This is a genomic window from Aliidiomarina halalkaliphila (assembly GCF_007096385.1).
Lineage (GTDB): Bacteria > Pseudomonadota > Gammaproteobacteria > Enterobacterales > Alteromonadaceae > Aliidiomarina > Aliidiomarina halalkaliphila.
Genome location: NZ_VJWL01000001.1, coordinates 384374 through 401451 on the forward strand (window position 1 = coordinate 384374; position 17078 = coordinate 401451).

The following is a 17078-nucleotide window of genomic DNA, read 5'->3' on the forward strand; positions in this document are numbered from 1 at the left end:
GGGATGGATTGTTATGTCTGTGTACAAGAAGCGAATTTTGATGTAGGCGCGGAGTATCAAACGCTAGCTCAGGATCCCCAATGTGGTGCCGTAGTGACGTTTACCGGGCTGGTTCGGGATCTCCCAGGCGGCGGTTTGCAAGGCATCGAACTTGAACATTATCCGGAGATGACAGAGCGGTTATTGCTGCAACTATGCGAACGCGCACAGGCTCGCTGGCAAGTAAAAGCCATTCGGCTAATCCATCGTGTTGGCATGATTCACTTAAATGAATCCATTGTGTTTCTGGGGGTGGCGTCAGCCCACCGCAAAGAGGCCTTTGCTGCAGGCGAATTTATTATGGATTACCTGAAAACTCAGGCACCATTTTGGAAAAAAGAACTCACGCAAACAGGAAGCTATTGGGTGGCGGCAAAGGCTTCGGATATGGATGCGGTGTCGCGTTGGCAGCAAGACGATTAGGGGCTATCACAATGAAATCATGGGTGCTCGCTGTCTGTTTGCTGGTGTTGCCTTGGGCGGTGGCTGCGAATGAACGAATCACAATTGCCGCAGCATCGGATTTGCGCTTTGCGTTAAATGATATTGTCGACCAGTATCGGCAGTGGAATCCTCGTGCAAATATTCAAGTAATCTATGGCTCTTCGGGCAAAATGACCACGCAGATCATGCATGGTGCCCCCTATGATATTTTCTTTTCCGCAGACATCGCGTTTCCTCAACAACTTGCAGCGGCAGGTTTCACTGCAACTACGCCGGAGATCTATGGGATTGGGCGAATTGTGCTTTGGAGTGCCCGTCACGAAGTGAGCGATTGGACGTTGCAGGATCTACTCAATGAGAATGTGCGTCGCATTGCTATCGCGCAACCTACCCATGCACCTTACGGAATGCGAGCAAAAGAAGCACTGCAAAGCCAAGATTTGTGGGCGCAGTTAGAACATAAGATGGTGTATGGTGAGAATATCGCTCAAGCGGCGCAAATGGCCCAGTCAGGGGCAGCTGATGTGGCTATTATTGCCTTAGCTCTCGCCAAAGGGAGTCAGTTATCAGCAAGGGACTATAAATTAATTGATGCGAACTTACATGCCCCCCTAACCCAAGGTTATGTGATAACCCAACGGGCGAAGGAAAACTTCCTTGCCCATGACTTCGCAGCCTTTATGCAAAGTGATATTGCTCGCAACATTATGGAAGAATATGGCTTTGCACTGCCGACAGCCGATTGCTTAGAAGCGAATTCCTTATGTTTGGATTAGCACCAGGGGATTGGCAAGCGATACAGCTCACGCTTAAGTTGTGTGCCTACACAACCGTTATTCTGTTAGGTATCGCTACCCCCTTGGCGTGGTGGTTAAGTCGCGGGAAGAGCTTTCTACGCACCGTGGTGCAGTCCATTGTGGCGTTACCCCTCGTGTTGCCACCTACGGTGTTAGGTTTTTATTTGTTATTGGCACTGGGCCCCCAAGGCTTTATTGGTGGTTCATTAGAATCTATAGGCCTGCAGCATCTGGCATTTAGTTTTGAAGGCATACTCTTTGCGTCGGTCCTCTATTCAATGCCTTTTGCGGTACAACCGTTGCAGGAATCCTTCTCCCGTTTAGGAAATCACCCATTGGATATCGCCGCGAGCTTAGGTGCGGGCCCGCTCGACCGCTTCGTTAGCGTAGTGCTGCCCTTATGTCGGGGTGGTTTTGTGGTTGCTGCAACGCTGTCGTTCGCACATACCATCGGCGAGTTTGGTGTCATTCTTATGCTGGGGGGCAGTATCCCGGGAGAAACCAAAGTGCTCTCAGTTCTCATATATGACCATACTGAAGCGATGAACTATGGTGCTGCCCATCAGTTGTCATTCCTTCTTCTGCTATTCTCTTTCTTGGTGCTATTTGTGGTGTATGCGGTGAATAAGCGCTTTGAGGTGGCGAAGTTATGACGCTACAAATCCATACCCAATGGCAGCGTGACGACTTTCAACTTGCCGTCGACTGCACCCTTGCTACCCAAGGTATTACCGCACTTTTTGGGCGATCTGGCTGTGGTAAAACAAGCTTGCTGCGCATAATCGCCGGTTTGGAGCCAAGAGCGCAGGCAGACGTTCGTTTCAACGATAAGGTGTGGCAAGACGAAAACAACTGCGTGCCGCTCCATCAACGCCGCATTGGTTTGGTGTTTCAGGAGCCGAGTTTACTACCGCACCTGAATGTACGTGACAATTTGCTATACGGCTTTAAGCGCACGCCAGTGGCGGAGCGTCGATTGAGCTTGGATGCCGTTACTCAGATCCTTGATATTGATACCTTTCTTGAACGCCCGGTGAATGCCTTGTCGGGTGGACAAAAACAGCGGGTAGCCTTGGGTAGGGCCTTATTGGCAAGTCCACATTTATTGCTCTTGGATGAACCTTTTGCGGCGTTGGATACGCAAACTAAATCCGAAATTCTTCCTTATATTCGTAAGCTCGCGGATGAGTTTGCAGTACCCATTATCTTTATTAGCCACGATGTACGGGAAATCCAAAAATTGGCCGATCATATTGTGTTTATGGAGCAGGGCAATATCATTAAAAGCATGACGATTCATGCCGCTAGCGCAGATATCCATAGTCCATTCTTTGTTGAGAACACGCCAGCAGCTGTATTTGAAGGGGAGTTGGTCGCGGCGGAAACACCGGGGAGCTATGTGTTCAGCGATGGTGCTGTACAGTTGCGTCTATCCCTGCCAACACCTAAGAAATGCAATCAAAAATATCGGGTTCGGGTGCTCGCGACCGATGTCGCGATTTCGCTTCATCAGCTTTCCGGCGTGAGCTTTCAAAATCAACTTGCTGCAAAGGTATTAAAGGTGACGCCATTTCACGCCCATTGTCTGATTACGTTAGGACTACCGGGAGAACATACCTTATTCGCTGAGGTTAGTACTTATGCGGTTGAAAGCCTATCCCTTGTTGAAGGAAAGGAGGTTGTCGCTTTAGTGAAGGCGGTGGCATTAGTAGAATAATCACGGTCGGCGTTAAAAGAAAAACGGGCCAAGATAGGCCCGCACAACGCGAAGTTTAGCGAAAGGGTTTTTCGAGTATTTGCACACGCACGCTATCGCCTACCTGCACCGAACCTTGCTCTGCATCGAGCAAAATTAAGCAGTTGGCTCGTGCCACAGAACTTAACATTCCAGAACCTTGGTTTCCTGCACTGTATACTTGGCTAATGCCGTTTTCTGTACGCAATATGCCGCGCTGGAAATCTGCTCGTCCAGGGCGTTTCTTTAATGACTCACCAGCCAGAACGGTCAGTTCTATAGGTTCAACACTGCGTCGCCCGGCGAGTCGATAAAGCGCTGGTAGTGCGAGTTGCTGTAATGTGATGGTGGCAGACACAGGATTTCCTGGTAAACCGAAAAACCAACTTCCATTTACTTTACCGAACGCAAAGGGTTTACCGGGCTTCATGGCCACTTTCCAGAAGCCAACGTCACCATGAGTATCGATCACTTGTTTTGTGTAATCAGCATCTCCGACAGAAACACCGCCGGAGCAAATTACGGCATCCGCCTGTGTCGATGCTTGAATAAAGGCATCGGCAATTTCTTGTTTGTTGTCGGGCACTAAGCCGAGATTCAGCACTGAAAAGCCCGCGCGCTCGAGCATGGCATGCAATACATAACGATTACTGTCATAGATTTGGTCTGGGCGCCGTGGCTGTCCGGGAAGCACGAGTTCATCACCGGTGGAAAATAACGCCACTTTTAGTTTCTGGTAAACGTCGACTTTGGCGACGCCAAGCGATGCAAGCATGCCAATATCTACGGGGGTTAATTGATGACCACTACTAAATACCGTGGCTCCACACACAAGCTCCTCACCGCGCCGACGGATATGTGCATGTAACTGCGGCTGGGTGCGAATACGCACCTGATTTGCGGTGCTGCCTTGCTCGGTGTCTTCGACGGGCACGATGGCATTTGCACCTGGTGGCACAGCGGCGCCAGTCATAATGCGAATGGCTTGGCCAGCAGCGAGTTCACCTTTAAACGGGTGTCCGGCCAAGGCTTGCCCGACAACGGTGTAATCGACTTGGGCAGGGTCGGTAAGATTGAGCGCGAATCCATCCATCGCTGAGTTATCGTAAGCCGGAATATCCACTGTCGACAGGACATCAAGGGCCAGAATACGGTCAACAGCGTGCTCAATCGAAATCGTTTCAGAATCGGTAATACGATTAACGGATTTCAGCATATATTGGAGGGCTTCCTGCACCGACAGCATTATTGACTCCCTTGTTGATTCACCATCCATACTGCGGCTTCGACTCGTGAGCGTAAGCCAAGTTTTTTCAATAGATGTTTGACGTGAACTTTCACGGTGCCGTCAGAAATATCTAACTCGCGGGCAATCAGCTTATTGCTCATCCCTTTGGCGATAAGGCTTAGAATTTCATATTCGCGATTGGTAAGGTTATTGAGATCCGCCTGATAGCGCGCCGCAGGTTTACGTAATGCGCTCGCCAATATTTCAGTGACGGCTTCGCTCATCACCATTTTGCCGGTGAGCGCCTTTTTAAATTGTTCAATCAGAAGTTCTGGGTCCATGTCTTTGAGCAAATAGCCATCGGCTCCGGCGCTAATCGCCTCGACCACGTCTTCATCCGCATCAGAAACAGTCAGCATTACGATCCGTGAGGTCACGCCTGCATCGCGCATTGCCTTTAGAGTGGCGATACCGTCCATACCCTGCATATTGAGATCCAATACGATTAAGTCGGGATCAACTTCGGCGGCGCGGGCAACGGCATCTTTGCCATTGTTTACTTCACCCACAACATCAATATTATCTTCGAACTCTAAAAGTTGCTTTAATCCTTTGAGTAACAGTGGATGGTCGTCCACAAGCAGCACGCTGTAGTGTTCAGACATGGTTCTCTCCGTTTTCTGTACAATGATCGAGACACTCAGCCTGTCTCTCGAACGCTTTAAGTCATACTTACTATTAGCGCCGATCCACCCCTTAAAAACATTGACCTACATCATGCTTCGCTTATGGCAAGGAAGCGTGCTTGGGTTTTTGATTTGTGTTATCGGTGCCGTACTTATTACGTAACCTAATGATAGCTCATATAAAAAAAGATAAAACACGATTAACTACCACTTTGTGAGTACCTCTGAGTTTCTGCAGTCGGCAATTGCGCGTGATCCATGCCTGTGTTCATGAATTTTGCGTTTGACTTGTCTATTTAGGAGTACCTCTATTGCCAACGCGCTTGTCCGTACCCAGCGTATTCATCCCCAGTTCCGCTATGACCTCATTTCAAATCAATAGGTTACGGAATCTCTTTGCTACCGAATTGGAAGTAATGCCCATGGCTCTCGGGAATTTGGAGCTTGCTTACGCTTGATCTCTATCAAGGTATGATGCCTCGGTCTTGCTATGTTAGCCGGGAAATACGAGCCGGACATCTGTGTCCAATGGCCCTGCTGGAGAATCATAATGAATCAATCTGTACCTTCGCAAAATCGGCGCAATCGTCGTCGTAATGCTGATATCGAACATTGGGATGTAGAGAATCCTCAGTTTTGGGAAACCACAGCGAAGCCAGTAGCGACGCGAAATTTGTGGATATCAATTCCAAATTTACTGTGCGGTTTTGCCGTATGGATGATGTGGGGCATTATTACCGTTCAAATGTTAAACCTTGGGTTTCCCTTTGAGCCGGCAGAATTATTTACATTGACGGCAATTGCGGGTCTTTCTGGGGCAACGTTGCGTATTCCTGCCTCATTTATGATTCGTATTGCGGGAGGGCGCAACACGGTATTCCTGACGACTGCGTTGTTATTAATTCCTGCGTTAGGCTCGGGATTAGCGTTGCAAAACGCCGAAACACCTTTGTGGGTGTTCCAGCTTCTGGCACTACTCTCAGGTATTGGCGGCGGTAACTTCGCAGCTTCCATGAGTAATATCAGCACTTTTTACCCAAAGAATCAGCAAGGGCTCGCGTTAGGCATGAATGCTGGCTTGGGAAATTTCGGTGTGACCACCATGCAAATTCTTATCCCTGCTGTGATGACCATTGGTTTGTTTACTTGGTTGGGTGCGGGGGAGAGCATGACGTTGCTACGCGATAGCGGCACGTTGATTGGTCGTATCGAAGCCGGGTCAGAAACCTATATTCAAAACGCTGGCTTTATTTGGGTCGTGATTCTTATTCCTTTGGTCATAGCGGCCTGGTTTGGAATGAATAACTTGCGCACCATCACACCTGAAATCAAGTCAACGCCCACGGCCTTTGCACAAATACTGGGCTTGTACAGTATTGGTATTATTACCGCCGGACTAGGTTTGTATCTCTATTTACCCGCACCTACCGGCTTGGGAATTCTCAATCCATGGATCGCGGTGGTGTTGATTACGCTTGCAACCCTCGGTTTGATGCGGATTATGCCAGGCCGGATTGGTGAGAACTCGAAACGCCAGTTTACGATTTTTAAGAACAAACACACCTGGTCGATGACCATTCTCTACATTCTTACCTTTGGTAGCTTTATCGGCTTCTCAATGGCGTTGCCGTTATCAATTACGGTCATCTTTGGCTCGGCAACGGTTGAAGTTAACGGTGTGATTGAACGGGTGGCTAACCCGAACGCTCCAAGCGCGCTCACTTGGGCATGGATTGGGCCTTTTGTCGGTGCCTTAATTCGTCCTTTAGGTGGTTGGATCTCGGATAAGTGGGGCGGTTCTATCGTTACGCAAGGAATTGCTATTGTGATGGTGTTTGCATCTGCAGCGGTAGGTTATGTGATGATGTTGGCTTACCAATCGGCGACACCTGAGCAATATTTCCTGTCATTCATTGTGTTATTTATTGTGATCTTCGCCGCAACCGGCATTGGTAATGGATCCACGTTCAGAACCATTGGGGTGGTGTTTAATCAAGAACAAAAAGGTCCTGTACTTGGTTGGACGTCTGCTGTCGCTGGCTTTGGGGCCTTTATCGCGCCTATGGTGATCGGTGACCAAATTCGTGGCGGGACACCTGAATATGCCATGTATGGTTTTGCGGTATTCTACGCCTTATGTTTGATTCTAAACTGGTGGTTTTATCTGCGTAAATCAGCAGAAATAAAGAATCCATAAAGCGAGTATCAAGGAGACGCCTGCTCCCAGTGGTTGCTGAAAGCAGGCGTTTTTTTAATAGGCTTCGGTTGTGGATGATTCCGACGCCATATACTGTGGTGTGAACTCGAAATAGACACCGGTACCGCCGCTTTCACGCTTCTCAATCGAGGCATCGCCTCCTAAATGCCGTCCGCGTTCTCGAATAATGGCTAAACCGTAGTGATTGAGTTTCTCAGGCGTATCGGGAATACCTACGCCGTCGTCCTCAACCGCTAACTGTACTCGGCGCTCATCGAGCTGCTGAAGGCGTATCCATAAGTTTTGGCCTTCGCTGTGGTGAATCGCGTTCTGGCTGGCCTCGCGAATAATTTGCAGCAAATGAATTTCCTCGTGAGGTGCAAGATGCACGTTATCAATGCGGTAGTCTAGGTGCACCTTAAGTTGCGATTGGTTTTGAAGTTGGGCTACGGTGTTTTGTAAAGCTTCAATAAATCCACCGCCATCAACTTTTAAGCGGAAGGTGGTTAGAAGTTCTCGTAACTGGCGATAGGCAGAATCTAAGCCTTGTTTGAGCTCTTGAGAAACGTCGGCAATGATTTCTTGGTTATTTGCCGCAAGCGCTTTATTGAGTCGTGTCACTTGAATCTTTAGATACGACAACGCTTGAGCTAACGAATCATGCAACTCGCGTGCAATCACGGTTCGCTCTTTCATGAGGGTGAGCCGACGTACTTGGTCTTCTTCATTACGGACACTTAATGCCAATGCCAGTTGATCAGAGACAGAGCGTAGTAACTGATGTTGCCATTCCGCGATCGAGGCGCCGGGCTCTAACCGACACACCAATACTCCGAAATTTTGTTGTTCGCGGCGAAGCGGGAAGCGGTAACTACGCTTACCATCTTCTTTTTTAAAGACTTCCTCTCCAAACATACAATCATCACAATCAAAGCTCACACAGCGGTTGTGATCAGGGCTGCCTTGGACTTGTAGATAAGGCGCTTTGCCTTTTTCTGTGAGTAAACAAAGTTCGATGTCTGGGACGTTGAGTAGACCGCGAAGTTTTTGAATGATTTTCTCGAAATTATCAAAGTCCACTGCTTTTTCATTGGTTTTCTGGGCAATATCGTACAAGAACATCAGCGTGGTATGGCTATGCTGGAGTGCTTCTGTCTGTTCCTGTACCCGTTGTTCAAGCCGACCATACATAAAACCGATGGTATCGCTCATTTTATTGATCGTTTTGGCCAGCGACCCAAGTTCATCTTGGTGGGGAATATGTACACGCGTTGTGAAGTCACCGGCGCCAATGCGTTGAGCGGCATTACTTAGGTGAATTAACGGCTGCTCAAAGCGTGTTTTTAAGGAGTACATCACAATGGATGCGACTAGAACTGTCACGATAAGTGAAATAATCAACCAAGCTCGTAAATGGGCGATCTTTCCTTCCGCATCGCGCTGAATGTGCATCACAACCTGTTCGATACGCTCAACCTGCGCACTGACGGCAGCGGAAACCTCCGCCGCACCCATATCTGCATTCAGTAGCATAGGCTGTAGTTCTTGCCAGCCTTGATAAGCCTCTTGAAAGCTTTGTTGACCTGCCGGAGTGCTATATGAGAATCGCCGAAACGTTGGGTGCTCCCAAGTTGCTTGTAAGCGTTCAGTAATGCGTGCGAGTTCTTCGTCAGCTCCTGGGCCTTGCATGGCCAGAAGTCCCGCATGATAGGTTTGCATCCGCAATGACCCAGCGATATTCATCGCTTGTGGATCTTGGTTTACCCGGTCTGAAAGCCAATAGGATGCGATCAGGGTCATCACTGAAAGCGTCACTATTAATAGCAAACCGAAACTAATGCGGGTGACCAACGACATCGAACGTCCACTCACGGGGAATACCTCTTTTTTGTTTGCGGGTGAATTCGAACCCAATTCCAAGTCTAGCTGATGTTCAAAATATCGATAGCTATTAGGACGTTAGCGTGTTTACTTCACTACCCCTTTGGGAGTAGAGGGCCCGTATTCTGCGGAATTCACGCACTTTTCGCATTGATTTAGATCAAGCATCATCAAGACCTATTCACATAGTGTACGCCATGAATCATGAATGCAGTAGCTGGACTGGAGTCTAAAAATGAGTCATTTACTCGATAAACTGCGCTTCTTCAAATTGAAGAAAGAACCTTTTGCTGATGGTCACGGGGTTCTGACCAATGAAGATCGCGCCTGGGAACAAGGTTATCGCCAACGGTGGCAACACGATAAAGTCGTGCGTTCCACCCATGGTGTGAATTGCACGGGGTCCTGTAGCTGGAAAATCTACGTGAAGGATGGGTTGGTTACTTGGGAAACCCAACAAACGGATTACCCGCGCACGCGCCCGGATCTTCCAAATCATGAGCCTCGGGGTTGCCCGCGGGGTGCCAGCTACTCATGGTACATCTACAGTGCAAACCGCTTAAAGTACCCTAAAGTACGTAAGCAGTTAATGAAATTATGGCGCGAAGCACGCAGCAAGCATAGTGATCCTGTGAATGCGTGGGAATCGATTGTAACTGATCCTGCGAAAGCGAAGAGTTACAAAGAGCGTCGCGGTTTAGGTGGGTTTGTTCGTGCTTCCTGGGATGAAGTGAATGAACTTATCGCCGCATCAAATGTGTACACCACGAAAGCGTACGGTCCTGACCGTGTCACTGGCTTCTCGCCGATTCCAGCTATGTCGATGGTGTCTTATGCCGCCGGTGCGCGCTATCTATCGTTGATTGGCGGTAACTGCCTAAGCTTCTATGACTGGTATTGTGACTTACCACCAGCCTCACCACAGGTATGGGGTGAGCAAACCGACGTACCTGAATCTGCGGATTGGTATAACTCTAATTACATTATTGTTTGGGGCTCGAATGTTCCGCAAACACGTACACCTGACGCTCACTTCCTCACAGAAGTACGCTACAAGGGGACTAAAACCTGTGTAATCACCTCCGATTATTCGGAAGCATCTAAATTTGGTGATACGTGGTTGGCACCAAGACAAGGTACTGACGCCGCATTAGCGATGGCGTTTGGCCATGTGATTTTGAAAGAATTCCATGTGAATGAGCCAAGTGAATACTTTACCGATTACGTGCGTCGCTATACCGACATGCCAATGCTGGTCATGTTGGATGAAGAAGAAGGTCGACTCACACAGGGACGTTTTCTGCGTGCCGCTGATCTTGTCGATAACCTGGGTGAAGAAAACAATCCAGATTGGAAAACGATCGCGCTTGACCGCAACGGCGACCGTTTGGTGAGCCCGAACGGTGCGATTGGTTACCGTTGGGGACAAAAAGGAAAGTGGAACCTCGAGCAAAAAGACACCGCGGGTGACATCGATTTGCACTTGTCGTTAAAAGACCATTCGGACGAAGTCGTGGATGTGGCGTTCCCGTATTTTGGTGGAAAGCCACACGAATACGAGTACTTCCAACATACAGACCATGATGAAATTCAAATGCGTCGTATTCCTGCAAAACGGATTCAATTAGCGAATGGCGAGACAGCGCTAGTAGCGACCGTGTTCGACCTGATGTTGGCGAACTATGGCGTTGATAACGGCCTGAATGACCCAAATCGTGCACAAAGCTACAACGACGACGTGCCTTATACCCCGGCCTGGCAGCAAGCCATTACCGGCGTGGACCCGAAAGATGTGATTCGCGTGGCCACTGAGTTTGGTCGCAACGCACATAAAACCAAAGGTCGCTCTATGGTGATCGTGGGTGCCGCATTGAACCATTGGTATCACATGGACATGAACTATCGTGGCCTGATCAATATGTTAATGATGTGTGGCTGTATTGGTCAAAGCGGCGGCGGTTGGGCCCATTACGTGGGTCAAGAAAAGCTGCGTCCGCAAACTGGCTGGGCACCATTGGCCTTTGGTTTGGACTGGCAGCGTCCACCACGTCACATGAACGGGACGTCGTTCTTCTACAACCATTCGAGCCAATGGCGCTATGAGAAGCTGGAGATGACCGAGGTGATTTCACCACTGGCAAATCCAAACAAATGGAAGTCCAGCATTATTGATTTCAACACCCGTGCGGAGCGTATGGGCTGGCTACCGAGTGCCCCACAACTAGGCACGAACCCTCTGGGTATCGCCGCCGCTGCTGAAAAAGCAGGCATGGATGTGAAGTCATATATCGTGGACCAGTTGAAGAAGGGCTCGTTGAAGTTTGCGTGTGAACAGCCAGAGAATCCGCAGAACTTCCCACGCAATATGTTTATTTGGCGCTCAAATTTATTGGGTTCCTCGGGTAAAGGGCATGAATATATGCTCAAACATTTGCTCGGCACCAAACATGGTCTGCTGGGTAAAGACTTGGGTGAATTTGGTGGTCAAAAACCTGACGACGTTGAATGGAGTGAAGCCGGTGCTCAAGGCGCTGAAGGGAAAGTCGATCTATGGGTCACTCTGGACTTCCGGATGTCAACGACCTGCTTGTACTCAGATATCGTGTTACCGACGGCTACTTGGTATGAAAAAGACGATATGAATACCTCGGATATGCATCCGTTTATTCACCCATTAACTGCAGCGGTCGACCCAGTATGGGAAGCGCGCAGTGATTGGGAAATCTTTAAAGGAATTGCGAAAGAGTTCTCGCGTGTATGTCAGGGCCATTTAGGTGTGGAACAAGATGTGGTGACAGTTCCCATGCAACATGACACGCCGAATGAACTTGCCCAACCTTATGGTGTGAAAGCATGGTGGAAAGGCGAGTGTGAGCCTATTCCAGGTCAAACCATGCCGAATATTGTTCAGGTTGAGCGGGACTATCCGAATACCTATCAACGCTTTACCTCCTTAGGTCCGCTCATGGACTCACTAGGGAACGGCGGCAAAGGGATTTCCTGGGATACCAAAGAGGAAGTTGAATTCCTTGGCAAGCTGAACCGTAAACACGTGGAAGAGGGTGCAAACAAAGGGCGGCCGAAGATTGAAACGGCAATTGATGCCTGTGAAGTCATTTTATCACTTGCACCAGAAACCAACGGTCACGTGGCGGTGAAGGCTTGGGGGGCGTTAAGTGAGTTTACGGGTCGGGATCACCGTCATTTAGCAACGCCAAAAGAAGACGAGAAAATCCGCTTCCACGACATCGTTGCCCAACCGAGGAAAATTATTTCCTCGCCGACCTGGTCTGGTTTGGAAGACGAGCACGTGTCATACAACGCGGGCTATACCAACGTGCATGAGTTGATTCCTTGGCGCACTATCACAGGCCGCCAACAGTTCTATCAAGATCATGAGTGGATGCGCGACTTTGGTGAAACCTTGTGTGTGTATAAGCCACCGATCAATTTGAAAACCGTTGAACCGATTTTGAATAAGAAATCGAACGGTAACAAAGAGATTGTTCTGAACTGGATTACACCGCATCAAAAATGGGGTATTCACAGCACCTACTCAGATAACTTGTTGATGCTGACTCTATCGCGCGGCGGACCGATTGTCTGGTTAAGTGAAATTGACGCGAAATCAGCAGGTATCGAAGATAACGATTGGATCGAGATCTTTAACGTGAACGGCTCTATCTCTGCGCGGGCGGTTGTATCACAGCGCGTTCCAGAAGGGATGAGCATGATGTATCACGCGCAAGAGCGGATTATCAATACACCGGGCTCGGAAATGACGGGCACCCGTGGTGGTATCCATAACTCAGTCACCCGTGCGGTGATGAAGCCGACGCACATGATTGGTGGTTACGCGCAGCAGAGTTACGGATTCAATTACTACGGAACCGTTGGTTGTAACCGAGACGAGTTTGTCATCGTGCGTAAGATGGACAAAGTGGATTGGTTAGATACCCCTTAATACGCAAGAGAGCTTCGTGTGCTGAGTAGCACCGAAGCTCGCTTCCCGCTGCGGCGACGAAGCAATTGCTTTGCGGATTTCACCGGATTTAGGAACACGATTATGAAAGTTAGAGCTCAGATTGGCATGGTATTGAACCTGGACAAGTGTATCGGTTGTCACACGTGTTCGATTACCTGTAAGAACGTCTGGACCTCTCGGGAAGGGGTGGAGTATGCCTGGTTTAACAACGTTGAAACCAAGCCTGGCGTAGGCTTCCCAAAAGAGTGGGAAAACCAGGATGTATGGAATGGCGGTTGGGAGCGCACCAAAAAAGGGAAGCTACAACTAAAAATGGGCGGAAAGTTACGGATTTTGGCAAATATCTTCGCTAATCCAGATCTACCGCAAATTGATGATTACTATGAGCCATTCGATTTTGATTACCAGCACTTACATACCGCTGGCGATACCAAACACCAGCCGGTAGCGCGTCCACGCTCACTGATTAGTGGCAAACGTATGGAGAAAATCGAGTGGGGTCCGAACTGGGAAGAGATTCTCGGTACGGAGTTTGCCAAGCGCAAAAAAGACAAAAACTTCGATGAAGTCGTTCAAAAGGACATCTATGGTCAATTTGAAAAGACCTTCATGATGTATCTTCCGCGTTTGTGTGAACACTGTTTAAACCCTGCCTGTGTGGCCGCTTGCCCATCTGGAGCGATTTATAAGCGGGAAGAAGATGGCATTGTATTGATCGACCAGGACAAGTGCCGTGGCTGGCGCATGTGCGTATCTGGTTGTCCATACAAGAAAATCTATTACAACTGGAAAACAGGTAAATCTGAGAAGTGCACCTTCTGTTACCCACGTATCGAAGCAGGTCAACCGACGACGTGTTCTGAAACCTGTGTAGGCCGCATTCGTTATTTGGGCGTGTTGTTGTACGACGCAGATAAAATTGAAGCGGCGGCCAATACACCAAACGAAAAAGACTTATATCAAGCGCAACTGGATCTGTTCCTTGACCCGTTCGACCCAGAAGTCATCGCTGCGGCAAAAGCTGAGGGTATTCCTGAGAACTGGCTAAAAGCGGCCCAGCGCTCACCGGTATACATGATGGCTATGGAGTGGAAGGTTGCGTTACCTCTGCACCCTGAGTATCGGACCTTACCGATGGTATGGTACGTGCCGCCACTGTCGCCCATTCAAACAGCGGTAGAAGCGGGGCACGTGGGTATGAATGGCGAGATTCCTGATTTGAAATCGCTTCGCATTCCATTGCGTTATCTTGCCAACATGCTGACTGCCGGAGATGAAGCCCCTGTAGTACGCGCATTAGAACGCATGATTGCAATGCGTGCTTATAAGCGTTCGCAGAATGTGGATGGTATTGAAGATTTCGAAGTGCTCAAGCAGGTAGGTCTTACACCGAACCAAGTGGAAGAAATGTATCGCTACATGGCCCTTGCGAATTTTGAAGATCGCTTTGTGATTCCAACCAGCGCTCGCGCCTATGCAGAAAATGCCTATGACCTTAAAGGTGATTGTGGTTTCTCCTTTGGTAATGGCTGTGGCAATGGTGAAAGCGGCTTAAATCTGTTTGGCGGCGACAAAAAAGGCGTGCGTAAAGTCATTCCAGTAGTGATGAAGGATTAATCGAGATGCAAATAGCTAATGTTATATCGTTGCTCCTTGATTATCCCACCGAGGGAATAATCGAAGCAAAGAATGATCTTCTTGAAATTATTGAGAAGTCGCAATTACCTCCTGCGGAAAAGCAAGGTTTGGCCGCTTTTGTCCGCGATCGCTGTAGTCGCGATTTGATGGATTGGCAGTCGGATTACGACGCGCTGTTTGAGCGGGGACGGGCGTTGTCATTGTTGTTGTTTGAGCATGTTCATGGGGAATCTCGGGATCGTGGTCAAGCCATGGTTGATTTGATGAATCAGTACAAATCAGCAGGTTTGGAGCTCGACGTCCGCGAGCTTCCCGACTACATCCCGCTTTATCTTGAGTTTTTATCGACCCAGGGTGAAGAGAACTTGCAGCTGGGCTTGCAGGAAGTGGCACATATACTTGCGCTACTGGCGGCACGTTTGGAGCAACGTGAAAGTAATTATGCGGCAATTATGCATGCGCTTATTCATTTATCGGGCGTGGTGCTCGACGTTGATGATGTGCGCGAGCAGATCGCCAATGAAGCGCGCGATGATACAAAAGAAGCTCTCGATAAAGTGTGGGAAGAAGAAATGGTGACCTTCGGACCAGATTCGACAGCGGATGGTTGTAGCAGCGCTGTAAATAAACCGAGCGACACCCAACGTAAAGATCAATTGGTGCCGATCACATGGTCTGATTTTAAAGACGCAGGCCAGTCAGAAGCGCAGCGAGGAAACTGACCATGAATTATATCGATATGTTACTTTTTGGGATTTATCCCTATATCGCATCTGTTATTTTCTTTGTCGGAAGCGCGCTGCGTTACGATCGTGAACAATTCACGTGGAAGGCACAATCGAGTCAAATCTTAGATAAAACGTACTTCCGGGTGGCGAGTGTCCTGTTTCATGTGGGCATTATCATGATCTTCTTCGGTCATTTTGCCGGATTAGTCATGCCCTATGAGGTATGGAATTTCCTTGGCATTACCTTGGCACAAAAGCAGCTGATTGCCATGGGAGTGGGCGGGTTCTTTGGTGCGCTATGCTTCGTAGGTCTCACTATGTTGGTATGGCGTCGCCTATTTAACCCGCGTGTGCGAGCAAGTAGTTCTGTGATGGATACCTTGATTTTACTGCTGATTTATTGGCAGTTGATTCTAGGGATTCTCACTATTTTTGTTTCGACGGGTCATATGGATGGCTATGTGATGCAAGATCTGATGAGTTGGTCACGCTACCTACTGACTTTCCGTCCTGCAGAAGCGATTGAATTTATGGCGGATATCCATTGGATTTACAAAGCGCACGTATTCTGGGGTATCACATTATTTGTGTTGTTCCCGTTCAGCCGCTTAGTTCATATTTGGAGCGTTCCGGTGAAGTTCATTGGACGCCGCCACCAAATCGTACGCCGTCGTTTTTAATCGTTAGAAAGTCGCTGGGTAGGAGATACCTTCCCAGCGCACATGTGCTAGGAACCTAGAATTCGTAGCAGATTTGTGAGGAATTATGATTCAAGTAAATGATGCAACCATTACCGAGCAGGCGATTTCTGAGGAAACTCAGTATCATCCTGCTGATTCAAAAGAAGCGGCGATGAAACAAGCTGCGGAAGCGCTGATTATTGGTGAACTATTAAAGCAGCGAGCGCGTGACTTGGGTATCAAAGTGACAAGTGCAAAAGCCAGTGCTGCTGAGCACGACTATATTGAACAATTGATCGAAAAGGATGTGCATATCCCCCAAGCAGGCGATGAAGAGTGCGAGCAATACTTTAGCAGCAACAAAGAACGCTTCACCACCTCACCATTGTTGGAAGTACGGCATATCCTTGTGGCCGCAGCGCCCGACGATAACCAAGCTCGGATGGAATCGCTGGCTCTGGCTGAAGCGGTGATCGAAAAACTGAATGCCGGTGGCGACTTTAACGCATTGGCACGGGATTATTCATCTTGTCCTTCGAAATCCACTGGCGGCAGTTTGGGTCAGTTGAGCCGTGGACAAACAGTGCCTGAGTTTGAGCGTATCGTGTTCGCACTTGAGCCGGGTTTATACGATTCACCTGTGGAAACCCGTTACGGTTTTCACGTGGTCTGGGTTGAACGCAAGATCCCAGGCAATCCGCTCGAATACGCGCAAGTGAAAGACAAAATTCGTGATTACCTGAATGAAAAAGTAAGACATAAGGCCATTGCACAGTATATTCAAACACTTATTGTGGATGCGGACATTCAAGGTTACGACTTTTCCTTGGATCAATCACCTTTGATGCAGTAACCGAACACACCATAAAATGAGCCTCAGCCACGCTGGGGCTTTTTTTTGCATTCCTGTTTCCATACCCCGCAAGAGGTAGTCTGTTCATAACCCTACAATTCTTGTGATTAACCCTTGTGCCCTCGGCCCGTTGATATGGGCCTCGATATAATATCCCTCATGTTATTGGGGTTTATTTGCTTATCTA

General features: G+C 48.6%; 13 protein-coding genes. 10 read left to right on the top strand and 3 right to left on the bottom strand.

The window, feature by feature from the left end; genetic code table 11:
• Positions 1 to 3: 3 nt before the first annotated feature.
• Genes FM042_RS01825 through modC form a run of 4 tightly spaced genes read left to right on the top strand, consistent with a single transcriptional unit; the run spans position 4 to position 2997 of the window.
• Positions 4 to 462, top strand: a complete 459-nt coding sequence (locus FM042_RS01825) for a molybdenum cofactor biosynthesis protein MoaE (RefSeq protein WP_143234050.1) — start codon at positions 4 to 6, stop codon at positions 460 to 462.
• 11 nt (positions 463 to 473) lie between these two features.
• Positions 474 to 1259, top strand: coding sequence for a molybdate ABC transporter substrate-binding protein (modA, locus tag FM042_RS01830; RefSeq protein WP_221931489.1), 786 nt, complete (start codon positions 474 to 476; stop codon positions 1257 to 1259).
• Positions 1247 to 1933: a molybdate ABC transporter permease subunit gene (modB, locus tag FM042_RS01835; RefSeq protein ID WP_143234051.1), complete on the top strand. Its 687-nt coding sequence runs from the start codon at positions 1247 to 1249 to the stop codon at positions 1931 to 1933. The genes modA and modB overlap by 13 nt, the downstream gene beginning before the upstream one ends.
• Positions 1930 to 2997, top strand: coding sequence for a molybdenum ABC transporter ATP-binding protein (gene modC, locus FM042_RS01840; RefSeq protein ID WP_143234052.1), 1068 nt, complete (start codon positions 1930 to 1932; stop codon positions 2995 to 2997). The genes modB and modC overlap by 4 nt, the downstream gene beginning before the upstream one ends.
• 55 nt (positions 2998 to 3052) lie before the next feature.
• Here modC and moeA read toward each other — a convergent pair whose 3' ends face one another.
• Complete coding sequence (gene moeA / locus FM042_RS01845; RefSeq protein WP_143234053.1) at positions 3053 to 4261, bottom strand: molybdopterin molybdotransferase MoeA; 1209 nt, start codon at positions 4259 to 4261, stop codon at positions 3053 to 3055.
• Entirely contained in the window at positions 4261 to 4908 is a 648-nt protein-coding gene (gene narL, locus FM042_RS01850; RefSeq protein WP_143234054.1) for a two-component system response regulator NarL, read from the bottom strand. The genes moeA and narL overlap by 1 nt, the downstream gene beginning before the upstream one ends.
• A 571-nt stretch (positions 4909 to 5479) precedes the next feature.
• Between narL and FM042_RS01855 the strand changes: the two genes are divergently transcribed.
• Positions 5480 to 7126, top strand: a complete 1647-nt coding sequence (locus FM042_RS01855; RefSeq protein WP_143234055.1) for an MFS transporter — start codon at positions 5480 to 5482, stop codon at positions 7124 to 7126.
• Between the two features lie 54 nt (positions 7127 to 7180).
• Here the strand turns inward: FM042_RS01855 and FM042_RS01860 are convergent, their stop codons facing one another.
• Positions 7181 to 8998 (bottom strand): ATP-binding protein, encoded by a 1818-nt coding sequence (locus tag FM042_RS01860; protein WP_232366324.1) that lies wholly within the window; start codon positions 8996 to 8998, stop codon positions 7181 to 7183.
• A gap of 244 nt (positions 8999 to 9242) precedes the next feature.
• Here FM042_RS01860 and FM042_RS01865 point away from each other — a divergent pair, with 244 nt between their 5' ends.
• The 5 genes from FM042_RS01865 (at position 9243) to FM042_RS01885 (ending at position 16891) form a co-directional block, all read left to right on the top strand.
• Positions 9243 to 12971, top strand: coding sequence for a nitrate reductase subunit alpha (locus tag FM042_RS01865; protein ID WP_143234056.1), 3729 nt, complete (start codon positions 9243 to 9245; stop codon positions 12969 to 12971).
• Positions 12972 to 13073: 102 nt separating this feature from the next.
• Complete coding sequence (narH, locus tag FM042_RS01870; RefSeq protein ID WP_143234057.1) at positions 13074 to 14609, top strand: nitrate reductase subunit beta; 1536 nt, start codon at positions 13074 to 13076, stop codon at positions 14607 to 14609.
• 5 nt (positions 14610 to 14614) lie between these two features.
• The gene (gene narJ / locus FM042_RS01875; RefSeq protein WP_143234058.1) at positions 14615 to 15352 is read left to right on the top strand and encodes a nitrate reductase molybdenum cofactor assembly chaperone; all 738 of its coding nucleotides are present in this window, start codon (positions 14615 to 14617) and stop codon (positions 15350 to 15352) included.
• Positions 15353 to 15354: 2 nt separating this feature from the next.
• A complete protein-coding gene (gene narI / locus FM042_RS01880; protein ID WP_143234059.1) occupies positions 15355 to 16038 on the top strand; it encodes a respiratory nitrate reductase subunit gamma in 684 nt (227 codons plus the stop codon).
• Between the two features lie 85 nt (positions 16039 to 16123).
• A complete protein-coding gene (locus FM042_RS01885; protein ID WP_143234060.1) occupies positions 16124 to 16891 on the top strand; it encodes a peptidylprolyl isomerase in 768 nt (255 codons plus the stop codon).
• The last annotated feature ends 187 nt before the right edge of the window (positions 16892 to 17078 follow it).

Bases quoted from the DNA above. Each gene is read 5' to 3' on its own strand.
- narJ (WP_143234058.1), top strand. From the start codon at position 14,615: ATGCAAATAGCTAATGTTATATCGTTGCTCCTTGATTATCCCACCGAG.
- narI (WP_143234059.1), top strand. From the start codon at position 15,355: ATGAATTATATCGATATGTTACTTTTTGGGATTTATCCCTATATCGCA.
- narL (WP_143234054.1), bottom strand. From the start codon at position 4,908: ATGTCTGAACACTACAGCGTGCTGCTTGTGGACGACCATCCACTGTTA.
- FM042_RS01865 (WP_143234056.1), top strand. From the start codon at position 9,243: ATGAGTCATTTACTCGATAAACTGCGCTTCTTCAAATTGAAGAAAGAA.
- moeA (WP_143234053.1), bottom strand. From the start codon at position 4,261: ATGCTGTCGGTGCAGGAAGCCCTCCAATATATGCTGAAATCCGTTAAT.
- FM042_RS01885 (WP_143234060.1), top strand. From the start codon at position 16,124: ATGATTCAAGTAAATGATGCAACCATTACCGAGCAGGCGATTTCTGAG.
- FM042_RS01855 (WP_143234055.1), top strand. From the start codon at position 5,480: ATGAATCAATCTGTACCTTCGCAAAATCGGCGCAATCGTCGTCGTAAT.
- modB (WP_143234051.1), top strand. From the start codon at position 1,247: ATGTTTGGATTAGCACCAGGGGATTGGCAAGCGATACAGCTCACGCTT.
- modA (WP_221931489.1), top strand. From the start codon at position 474: ATGAAATCATGGGTGCTCGCTGTCTGTTTGCTGGTGTTGCCTTGGGCG.
- modC (WP_143234052.1), top strand. From the start codon at position 1,930: ATGACGCTACAAATCCATACCCAATGGCAGCGTGACGACTTTCAACTT.
- narH (WP_143234057.1), top strand. From the start codon at position 13,074: ATGAAAGTTAGAGCTCAGATTGGCATGGTATTGAACCTGGACAAGTGT.
- FM042_RS01825 (WP_143234050.1), top strand. From the start codon at position 4: ATGGATTGTTATGTCTGTGTACAAGAAGCGAATTTTGATGTAGGCGCG.